This is a genomic window from Pseudomonas sp. UBA6323, assembly GCF_002439135.1.
GTDB lineage: Bacteria > Pseudomonadota > Gammaproteobacteria > Pseudomonadales > Pseudomonadaceae > Aquipseudomonas.
In genome coordinates this window covers 20,282-30,719 of the sequence record NZ_DJSX01000001.1, presented here as the reverse complement: position 1 = coordinate 30,719, position 10,438 = coordinate 20,282, and the positions used below count along the sequence as shown (strand labels likewise).

At 64.0% G+C, this 10,438-nt stretch carries 9 protein-coding genes; 3 read left to right on the top strand and 6 right to left on the bottom strand.

Features of this window, described 5'->3' with window-relative positions; genetic code table 11:
- Nucleotides 1–1,010 (bottom strand): OprD family outer membrane porin (locus tag B3P22_RS00150; RefSeq protein WP_296269405.1); only part of this gene is annotated, 1,010 nt, incomplete at its 3' end.
- 486 nt (nucleotides 1,011–1,496) lie between these two features.
- Here B3P22_RS00150 and B3P22_RS00145 point away from each other — a divergent pair.
- A complete protein-coding gene (locus tag B3P22_RS00145; RefSeq protein ID WP_296269404.1) occupies nucleotides 1,497–1,850 on the top strand; it encodes a 5-carboxymethyl-2-hydroxymuconate Delta-isomerase in 354 nt (117 codons plus the stop codon).
- Here the strand turns inward: B3P22_RS00145 and soxR are convergent.
- Nucleotides 1,847–2,299, bottom strand: a complete 453-nt coding sequence (gene soxR / locus B3P22_RS00140) for a redox-sensitive transcriptional activator SoxR (protein ID WP_419096402.1) — start codon at nucleotides 2,297–2,299, stop codon at nucleotides 1,847–1,849. The two genes, B3P22_RS00145 and soxR, sit on opposite strands and share 4 nt — an antisense overlap.
- Nucleotides 2,300–2,383: 84 nt before the next feature.
- On the opposite strand from soxR, the gene B3P22_RS00135 reads away from it, so the two are divergent.
- Complete coding sequence (locus tag B3P22_RS00135) at nucleotides 2,384–2,962, top strand: NADPH-dependent FMN reductase (protein WP_296269402.1); 579 nt, start codon at nucleotides 2,384–2,386, stop codon at nucleotides 2,960–2,962.
- Between the two features lie 445 nt (nucleotides 2,963–3,407).
- On the opposite strand, the gene gcvT is transcribed toward B3P22_RS00135, so the two are convergent.
- From gcvT to gcvH, 4 genes are all read right to left on the bottom strand, one after another.
- Nucleotides 3,408–4,532 carry a glycine cleavage system aminomethyltransferase GcvT gene (gene gcvT / locus B3P22_RS00130; RefSeq protein WP_296269401.1) on the bottom strand — a complete coding sequence of 375 codons (1,125 nt, stop codon included), beginning with the start codon at nucleotides 4,530–4,532 and terminating at the stop codon, nucleotides 3,408–3,410.
- 69 nt (nucleotides 4,533–4,601) lie between these two features.
- A complete protein-coding gene (glyA, locus tag B3P22_RS00125) occupies nucleotides 4,602–5,855 on the bottom strand; it encodes a serine hydroxymethyltransferase (protein WP_296269400.1) in 1,254 nt (417 codons plus the stop codon).
- A 276-nt stretch (nucleotides 5,856–6,131) separates the two neighbouring features.
- Nucleotides 6,132–8,984: an aminomethyl-transferring glycine dehydrogenase gene (gene gcvP, locus B3P22_RS00120; protein WP_296269399.1), complete on the bottom strand. Its 2,853-nt coding sequence runs from the start codon at nucleotides 8,982–8,984 to the stop codon at nucleotides 6,132–6,134.
- Nucleotides 8,985–8,993: 9 nt separating this feature from the next.
- Entirely contained in the window at nucleotides 8,994–9,377 is a 384-nt protein-coding gene (gcvH, locus tag B3P22_RS00115) for a glycine cleavage system protein GcvH (protein WP_179590260.1), read from the bottom strand.
- A 330-nt stretch (nucleotides 9,378–9,707) separates the two neighbouring features.
- Here gcvH and sodC point away from each other — a divergent pair, with 330 nt between their 5' ends.
- Nucleotides 9,708–10,259, top strand: coding sequence for a superoxide dismutase [Cu-Zn] SodC (gene sodC / locus B3P22_RS00110; RefSeq protein WP_296269398.1), 552 nt, complete (start codon nucleotides 9,708–9,710; stop codon nucleotides 10,257–10,259).
- Nucleotides 10,260–10,438 lie beyond the last annotated feature (179 nt).

Below are 10,438 nucleotides of genomic sequence, written 5' to 3'. Positions count from 1 at the left end.
TAGTCGTGACGAACCTGCCAGGAACGCTCTTCCGGACTGTCGAAAGCGGACAGGAAGCCATCGTTGACCAGCGAGCCGCCGCTGGCGCCGTCGATGCGCAGGAACTTGGTATCGCCGCTCAGACGCTGGTAGGTGACCTGGAAGGTGTTGTTGCCCCTCTTGGCCGACAGCGCGCCCTGATACACCTTGTTGTCCAGGTCGCCGGCCTTGGCCGCGCCTTCGTCCTTTCCGTTGAAATAGCCAAGGTTGGCGCCCAGCACCCAGTCACCGACCGGCTGGCTGTGGGTCAACTGTACGAAGCTCTGCTTGTACACATCTTCCAGGCGGGCGTGCCAGACGCCGACCATGGTGCTGTTGCCGTTGAAGCGGTATTCACCGCCGCCGAAGTTGAAGTCATCGCCATCCACGCCGTTGAAAGTCATGTCTTCACGGCTGGCGTCATGGCGCTGGCTGTTCTTCCAGAACTGGCCGCCGTACAGGGTCAGGCCGTCGATTTCGCCGGAGGTGAGCTGCGCGCCCTGGAAGGTTTGCGGCAGCGAGCGACCGTCATCGGCACGCAGGATCGGCAGCACGGCGAACCACTCACCGACTTTCAGTTCGGTCTTGGAAATCTTGGCCTTGGCGGCTACGGCAGTGCGGCCGAAGTCATCAGCGGCCTGGCCGTCATCGTGGATCGGCATCAGCTGGGTGTTGGCGGCGCCACGGTTGCCGTCCAGCTTGACGCTGTACAGACCGAGCACGTCGAGACCGAAGCCGACGGTGCCCTGGGTGTAGCCGGAGCGGGCATCGAGGATGAAGCTCTGGGTCCAGCCCTCGGCCTGGCCCTGGCGCTCCCCGCGGATCAAGGGGTCGGTGCCGTTGAGGTAGTTGCGGTTGAAGTAGTAGTTGCGCAGACCGAGGGTGACCTTGGCGTCTTCGACGAAGCCGGCAGCGTGCGTGGCAGTCGGCATAACCAGGGCCAGAGCCGTGCTGCCAAGCAGGGCCAAAGGAATGATGTTGCGTGCGGTCATTATTGTTGTGCTCCCAGTTTTTGAACGAACCATCCCCTGCTGGCCTGCTCAGGGCCTGCATGAAGGGAATGCTGTGTTTGCCCCTGTAGAGGGCGAGCGGCCGGCCGAACGCGGCCGGTCATTGCTGGTGGCTGGTGTCAGCCTCCGGCGAATCCGGGTCTATGGCGTCTGGTGGCGATGGATGCCGAGCAGGCGAGGAGCTGCTGCGCTGAGAAAGAGGCGAGGATAGTCATGTTCTGGCCCTGATTCTTGTTTTTATCTTTGTCATAAGTCGTCATACAACTGGCTGGATTATCGACAGCATTTTTATCGCTTGTCAATGTATGCCTAGACGAAAGTCTGAGTGGTGTACATCGTCTGTATCACGGTACAACCGCGATGAGGAACGCTCACGGGCCGATAGGAAAGCAGGAAAAGATAGCGGCGGGGTGGTGCTTTTGTTGTGTGATAACGTATGACAAATTTACTTACATCAAGGACTTATCAATGCCGCATTGCCTGATCGAAGCTGCACGCGAAGTGAGTGAGCTGATTGCGCCGCAGGAGCTGGTGCAACTGGTGCATGACCAGGCGGCCGACAGTGGTCTGTTCCAGCCTGGCGAGGTCAAGGTGCGCCTGAGCCTGTACGAGCATCACTGCGTTGGTGGCGAGCCAGGCCCGTTCGTGCACCTGATCTTCTACGTGCTGGCTGGCCGCAGTGATGACGACAAACGGGCGCTGTCGCGGCGCATCGTACGCGCACTGGTGCAACGCCTGCCGCAGGTGCCGGCGATTTCCCTGGATGTACGCGACATCCGGCGCGAGGTGTTCAGCAATCGGCGCAACTGCGTGGACGATTAATCCGTCTCCAGCAGGCGTGCGCCAGCGCCCTGCGCGCCAAGTTCGTCCCCGGGGTTACGCAATGGGCAGTCCTGCATCGACAGGCAACCGCAACCGATGCAGCCGGTGAGCTGGTCGCGCAACTGTGTCATCTGTTCGATGCGGGCATCCAGGTCACGTTGCCATTGTGCCGACAGTTGTTGCCAGTCCGCGGCCGTGGGCATGTGATCGCAGGGCAGAGTGGCCAGTGCGGTAGCAATATCGGCGAGCGGAATGCCCAGGCGCTGTGCCACCTTGATGATCGCCACGCGGCGCAGCACATCACGCCGATAACGCCGCTGATTGCCGGCATTGCGCTGGCTGTGGATCAACCCCTTGGTTTCGTAGAAATGCAGCGTGGAAACCGCCACGCCGCTGCGCTCGGCAACCTGGCCGACGCTCAGCGGGCGTTCGTGGAAGGCACGATGCATGTCCATGACAAATTCCTGTTGACCTCAAGTTAAGTTGAGGTTTTACCCTCGCAGGCCTTGATAGACAACCCCGAGGGCATTTCCATGCAGGACCGCATTCGTCTGGTACTGATTTACGGCAGCGTGCGTGAAGAGCGCTTCTGCGACCAGGTGGTGGCCTGGGCGCGTGAGCAGATCGAGCAGCGCAGCGAATTCGAGCTGAGCCTGGTCGATCCGGCCGTGATGTTTCGCCAGCCAGGTGAAGCGCAGGCGGTTGCCGAGCAACGCCATCAGTCGCTGCAGCATCTGCTGCGCGCCGATGCCTTTCTGATCGTCACCCCGGAGTACAACCATGGCTATCCGGCGGCGCTCAAGCAATTCATCGACGAGGTGCCGGCATCCTGGGAAGCACGGCCGGTGGGGTTCGTCAGTTATGGCGGGGTGTCCGGTGGGCTGCGTGCGGTAGAGCAATTGCGTCAGGTGCTGGCGGAGTTGCATGGCATGACGGTGCGCGGGTCGGTGAGCTTCACCAATGCCTGGGAACAGTTCGACGAGCAGGGGCGGTTGAGCGAGCCACGGCGAGCCAACTCGGCGCTGGCGCATACGTTGGTGCAACTGAACTGGTGGGCACAGACCCTGCGCGCTGGGCGCGAGCGGGTGCCTTACGAGCGGATCAGGGGGTAATAGCGCGACGTAGCGCGGATGGCTACTCGTAGGGCGGGTGCAACCCGCCAGAGCAATGTGGCGGACTTCACCCGCCCTACGAAGTGGAGCAGCGGGGCACAGACCCAGCGTGCCGGACGCGAGCGTGTGTCATACGAGCGAATCAGGGGGTAATAACAACGTAGCCCGGATGCAATCCGGGAGCTTTTGAGGGCATCCCCGGATTGCATCCGGGCTACGAAGCTTTCGCGGACAAGTCCGCTCCCACAAATCCAGCGACTCTATCTCGCTGCTTCTGTGGGAGCGGACTTGTCCGCGAATGGCTGCATCTGTGGGAAGGGCTTCAGCCTGTAGGGCGGGTCAACCCGCCAGATCGCGCGGCGGGTTTCACCCGCCCTACGCACCTTGCCCTCAACCCTTTCCCATACATGGGAGAGGGGAGCGGGCAGCCAGGCTGCGTGGCGGATCAGCCGCGGTAGTAGCGCTGCGGCACGAACGGGGTCTTGGCCACTTTCATCGCAACGCGCTTGCCGCGCACCACGGCCCAGACGTCGCTGCCGATGGCGACATGGCTGGCATTGACGTAACCCATGGCCACCGGAGCGCCGAGGGTCGGGCCGAAGCCGCCGCTGCATACCTGGCCGATCACGGTGCCGTCGGCATCGACGATTTCCGCACCTTCACGCACCGGTACACGTTCCTGCGGCAGCAGGCCGACGCGCTTGCGGGCCACGCCTTTCTGCTGTTGCTCGAACACGCGCTCGGCGCCCGGGAAGATGCCGGCACGCTCGCCATCAGCGCGGCGCACCTTGGAGACGGCCCACAGCAGGCTGGCCTCGATCGGCGTGGTGGCGCTGCTCATGTCGTGGCCGTACAGGCATAGGCCGGCTTCCAGGCGCAGCGAGTCACGCGCGCCGAGGCCGATGGCCTCGACTTCGGCTTCGGCCAGCAGGCTGCGCGCCAGGGCTTCGGCCTGGTCGACGGCGACGGAAATCTCGAAACCGTCTTCGCCGGTGTAGCCGCTGCGGCTGACGATGCATTCGCTGCCCAGCAGGCGTACGCGGGCGACCTGCATGAAGGTCATCTTGCTCACTTCCGGTGCCAGGCGGGCCAGCACGTCGACCGCTTTCGGCCCTTGCAGGGCGAGCAGGGCGCGCTCCTCGAACAGGCACTCGATCTGGCACTGCTCGCCGATGTGCTTCTTCAGGTGGGCCAGGTCCTGATCCTTGCAGGCGGCGTTGACCACCAGGTACAGGGTGTCGTCGCCCAGGTTGGCGACCATCAGGTCGTCGAGGATGCCGCCCTGGGCGTCGGTGAACATGGCGTAGCGCTGTGTACCCACCGGCAGGTCGATGATGTCCACCGGCACCAGGGTTTCCAGGGCACGCGCGGCGTTCTCGCCACGCAGCAGGATCTGGCCCATGTGCGAGACGTCGAACAGGCCGGCGGCCTCACGGGTGTGCAGGTGTTCCTTCATCACGCCCAGCGGGTACTGCACGGGCATGTCATAGCCGGCGAAGGGCACCATGCGTGCGCCGAATTCGAGGTGCAGGGCGTGCAGCGGAGTCTTGGCGAGAGTTTCAGTGGTCATGTCGATTTCCTGTTGGGTGCGCCGTGCGCACCGGTGGGGGCCGCCGCGCGGCCCGTGGTAAGACGGGTGTCAGTCAGCGTAGACCGGGAAGGTGGCGCAGAGGTCGGCGACCTGGCCGCGCACGCGCTCGATCACCGCCGGGTTTTCCAGGTCGTCGAGGATGTCGCAGATCCAGCCGGCCAAGGTGCGGCATTCGCCTTCCTTGAAGCCGCGCGTGGTCACCGCCGGAGTGCCGATGCGGATGCCGGAGGTGACGAAAGGCGACTGCGGGTCGTTCGGCACGGCGTTCTTGTTCACCGTGATGTGAGCGTCGCCCAGCGCCGCGTCGGCCGCCTTGCCGGTCAGGCCCTGCTTGACCAGACTGATCAGCATCAGGTGGTTGTCGGTACCGCCGGAGACCACGTCATAGCCGCGCTCGACGAACACCTCGGCCATGGCGCGGGCATTGTCGATCACTTGCTGCTGGTAGGTCTTGAAGCCCGGCTCCAGCGCTTCCTTGAAGCACACCGCCTTGGCCGCGATGACGTGCATCAGCGGGCCGCCCTGGGCGCCGGGGAATACGGCGGAGTTGAGCTTCTTCTCGATCTCTTCATTGGCCTTGGCCAGGATCAGACCGCCACGCGGGCCACGCAGGGTCTTGTGCGTGGTGGTGGTGACCACGTCGGCGAACGGCACCGGGTTGGGATACAGGCCGGCGGCGACCAGACCCGCGACGTGGGCCATATCGACGAACAGCAGCGCACCGACCTTGTCGGCGATGGCGCGGAAACGCGGGAAGTCCAGCACGCGCGAGTAGGCCGAGAAACCGGCGACGATCATCTTCGGCTTGTGCTCGACTGCCAGACGCTCGACTTCGTCGTAATCGATCAGGCCGTTCTCATCGATGCCGTACTGCACGGCGTTGTACAGCTTGCCCGAGGACGACACCTTGGCGCCGTGTGTCAGGTGGCCGCCATGGGCCAGGCTCATGCCGAGGATGGTGTCGCCCGCGCTCAGCAGTGCGAGGTACACGGCGCTGTTGGCCGAGGAACCGGAGTGCGGCTGGACGTTGGCATAGTCGGCGCCGAACAGCTGCTTGGCGCGCTCGATGGCCAGTGCCTCGACCTTGTCCACATGCTCGCAACCACCGTAGTAGCGCTTGCCCGGATAGCCTTCGGCGTACTTGTTGGTCAGGCCGCTGCCCTGAGCCTGCATCACGCGCTGGCTGCAGTAGTTTTCCGAGGCGATCAGCTCGATATGGTCTTCCTGGCGCTGTTCTTCGGCCTGGATCGCCGCGAGCAGGGCGTCGTCATAGCCCTGCAGTTGGTCGTGCTTGCTGAACATGGTGAGGCCCTCTTTATCGTTTTTCTCGGGATGAAACAGGCCCGCCCCGGTGAGGGGAGCCGAAAATAGGGGAGACTAGCCACTGAACCGTCCCCTCTCCCCTCGGGGAGAGGGTTAGGGAGAGGGGGCTGCGTAGACAACCGCTTTACCCTCTCCCCCGGCCCCCGCTCCGCGCCCCCGCCCTTCGCAGAGCTCAGGGCGCTTCAGCGGGCGAAGCAGTGCTTCGCTAATTCCGCTTTCGCCCCGCAAGCGGGAGAGGGGGACGGTTCACCGTGCTTACGCGTCCTGATACGCCTCGATGGACGGGCAGGCGCAGACCAGGTTGCGGTCGCCGTAGACGTTGTCCACGCGGCCCACCGGCGGCCAGTACTTGGCCTCGATCAAGGTCGCCAGCGGATACACGGCCTGCTCGCGGCTGTAGGCGTGGTTCCACTCGCCAACCAGTTCCAGGGCAGTGTGCGGGGCGTTCTTCAGCGGGTTGTCGTCCTTGTCCAGACGGCCCTGCTCGACCGCGCGGATTTCTTCGCGGATGGCGATCATGGCGTCGCAGAAGCGATCCAGCTCTTCCTTGGACTCGCTCTCGGTCGGCTCGATCATCAGGGTGCCGGCCACCGGGAAGGACATGGTCGGGGCGTGGAAGCCGAAGTCGATCAGGCGCTTGGCCACGTCGTCGACGCTGATGCCGCTGCTGTCCTTGAGCGGACGGATGTCGAGGATGCACTCGTGCGCCACCAGGCCGCCTTCGCCGGAGTACAGCACCGGGTAATGCTCTTCCAGGCGACGGGCGATGTAGTTGGCGTTGAGAATGGCCATCTGCGAGGCACGCTTGAGGCCATTGCCGCCCATCATGATGATGTACATCCAGGTGATCGGCAGGATGCTGGCGCTGCCGAACGGCGCGGCGCTGACTGCACCTTCCTTGCGTGCCATGTGCGCATGGCCCGGCAGGAACGGCGCCAGGTGCGACTTGACGCCGATCGGGCCAACGCCCGGGCCGCCACCGCCGTGCGGGATGCAGAAAGTCTTGTGCAGGTTCAGGTGGGAGACGTCGCCGCCGAACTGACCTGGGGCGCAGAGGCCGACCATAGCGTTCATGTTGGCGCCGTCGATGTAAACCTGGCCGCCGTTGTCGTGGATGATCTGGCAGATCTCGCGGATGCCTTCCTCGAACACACCGTGGGTGGACGGGTAGGTGATCATGATCGCAGCCAGGCGATCCTTGTGCTCTTCGGCCTTGGCCTTCAGATCGGCGATGTCGACGTTGCCGCGCGCGTCACAGGCGGTCACCACCACGCGCATACCAGCCATGGAGGCGGTCGCCGGGTTGGTGCCGTGGGCCGATTGTGGGATCAGGCAGATGTCGCGTTGATCGTCGCCACGGCTCAGGTGATAGGCGCGGATGGCCAGCAGGCCGGCGTACTCGCCCTGGGAACCGGCGTTGGGCTGCAGCGACACGGCGTCGTAGCCGGTGGCGGCGCAGAGCATGGCTTCCAGTTCACTGGTCAGCTGGGTGTAACCCGCGGCCTGCTCGACCGGAGCGAACGGGTGCAGGTTGCCGAATTCCGGCCAGGTCACCGGGATCATCTCGCTGGCGGCGTTGAGCTTCATGGTGCAGGAGCCCAGCGGGATCATGCTGCGATCCAGAGCCAGATCCTTGTCGGCCAGCTTGCGCAGGTAGCGCATCAGCTCGGTTTCGCTGTGGTAGCGGTTGAACACTTCGTGCTGCAGGATCGCCGACTGGCGCAGCAGGCCTTGCGGCAGGCGGCTGGCGATCTGTGCGGCCAGGTCGCTGACGGCAGGAGCGGCCTGGTCAGCGGCGAACAGGTTCAGCAGCGCCTCGACGGCGGCCTGGTCGGTGGTTTCGTCCAGCGACAGACCCAGACGCTCGGCGTCGATCTCGCGCAGATTGATGCCGGCAGCACGGGCCTTGGCATGCAGATCGGCGGTCTTGGCGCCGGTCTTGATGCTCAGGGTGTCGAAGAAGTGCTGCTGCTCGACGCTGTGGCCCAGCTTGGTCAGGCCCAGGGCGAGGATGGCGGTGAAGCTGTGCACGCGCTGCGCGATTTCGGTCAGGCCTTTCGGGCCGTGGTACACCGCGTACATGCTGGCGATGTTGGCCAGCAGCACCTGGGCGGTACAGATGTTACTGGTGGCCTTCTCGCGGCGGATGTGTTGCTCGCGGGTCTGCATGGCCAGGCGCAGGGCCGGCTTGCCGAAGCGGTCGACCGACATGCCGACCAGGCGGCCCGGCATGTCGCGCTTGAACGCGTCGCGGGTGGCGAAGTAGGCAGCGTGCGGGCCACCGAAGCCCAGCGGCACACCGAAGCGCTGGGCGCTACCCAGGGCGACGTCGGCGCCGAACTCGCCCGGCGGGGTGAGCAGGGTCAGGGCCAGCAGGTCGGCGGCGACGGCAACCAGAGCGTTGGCGGCGTGGAAACGCTCGACCAGGGCGCGGTAGTCGAAGATGTCACCGTTGCTCGCCGGGTACTGCAGCAGAGCGCCGAAGTAGACGCTGGCGTCAGTGATGGCGGCTTCGTCGCCGACTTCGATATCGATGCCCAGCGGCTCGGCACGAGTGCGCAGCACGTCGAGGGTCTGCGGGTGGCAGTGCTGGGAAACGAAGAAGGTGTTGGCAGCCTTGTTCTTCGACAGACGCTTGCAGAAGGTCATGGCTTCGGCGGCAGCGGTGGCCTCATCCAGCAAGGATGCGTTGGCGATCTGCATGCCGGTGAGGTCGCTGATCAGCGTCTGGAAGTTCAGCAGCGCTTCCAGGCGGCCCTGGGAAATCTCCGGCTGGTACGGGGTGTAGGCGGTGTACCAGGCCGGGTTTTCCAGCAGGTTGCGCAGGATCGGGCTCGGCGTGTGGGTGCCGTAGTAACCCTGGCCGATAAAGGTCTTGAACTGCAGATTCTTGGCGGCGATGGCCTTGATCTTGGCCAGGGCGTCGGCTTCCGACAGGCCCGGCTGTTCGCCGAGGATGCTGGTGCCCTTGATGCTCTCAGGGATCACCGCACCGGTCAGCGCGTCGACCGAATCATAGCCAAGCAGTTCGAGCATGGCAGCGGTGTCGGCATCGCGCGGGCCGATGTGGCGGGCGATGAATTCGTTCTGGGTATCGAGCTTGGTCATGGCGGTCACTCAGGCGTCGGCGTTGGCGTTCAACAGACGATCATAGCCGGCCTTGTCCAGCAGGTCGGCCAGCACGGCGTTGTCGGCCAGGCGCATACGGAAGAACCATGCCTTGTCCAGCGGCGATTCGTTGACCAGCTCCGGGCTGCCTTCCAGGTCAGCGTTGACCTCGACGATTTCGCCGTCCAGCGGCATGACGATGTTGCTGGCGGCCTTGACCGACTCCAGCACGGCCACTTCCTCGCCCTGGGCGTAGGACTTGGCTTCCGGCAGTTGCACATACACCACGTCGCCGAGCGCGTCCTGGGCGTAATGGGTGATGCCGACGGTAACCAGACCATCGTTGTCCAGACGCAGCCATTCGTGATCGGCGGTGAAACGCAACTCGCTCATGTCAACTCCTCAGAGGTAAAGGTGTCCGCTTCTAGGTGGCGGGCAGGTTTGGAGGTGACTGCAATGTGAGTGCCAATGATAAAAATATCAATTAAATCAGTAAGTTAAGAGTATTTTTTGTATTCCTTGATTGGGCTCTGGAACGATATCGCTACGAAAGCACGCGTCGCAAATGGAAAAGTTTGCGTCGCACGAGTCGCGGCGCGGCTTTCAGGTGTCCGTTGCTTAATCGTTACGGCGGAATGAAATCGATACATCATATGGCTGGAACCGCTCGGAGGATCAAGGGTCGGTAACTGGGAGGCTTCATCGACAAGGAGATAGATCGACATGAAACCCCTGATCCCCCTGGCATTCGCGCTGCTTGGCGCCACCAGTCTGCAGGCCAACGAGACGGTTACCGTGACGCTGGAGCAGGCCACCGAGAAAGGTACTGGCGCAGCCGTCGGCACCGTGACCATCAGCCAGTCGGCCTACGGGCTGGTGTTTACCCCTGACCTGCAGGGGCTGGAGCCTGGCGTTCACGGTTTCCACGTGCACACCGAGGCCAACTGCAATGCCGCGCAGGTGGACGGCAAGCAAACGCCGGCCGGTGCCGCTGGTGGCCATTGGGACCCGCAGAACGCAGGGCGCCACGGCTTTCCCTGGGAAGACAACGCCCACCTGGGTGACCTGCCTGCACTGCTTGTGACCGAGGACGGCAACGCCAGCCAGCCGGTGCTGGCGCCGCGGCTCAAGAGCCTGCAAGACCTGCACAATCGTTCGCTGATGATTCACGCTGGCGGGGACAACCACTCAGATCATCCCCAGCCCTTGGGCGGCGGCGGCGCGCGCGTGGCCTGTGGGGTGATCAAGGTGCCGACCAGCACCACGCCGATCTGATCCGTCGTCACCCACCCTGCACGCAATGCTGATACAAGGCTTCGCGGACGAGTCCGCTCCCACAGGAATAACCGTGCCGGCGCAGCGAGCGCTGACCTTCCGTGGGAGCGGACTTGTCCGCGATAGGCATTGGTTCGAGCGCTAAGCGCGGCTGCATGATCAAGTGAAAATGCAGCGAT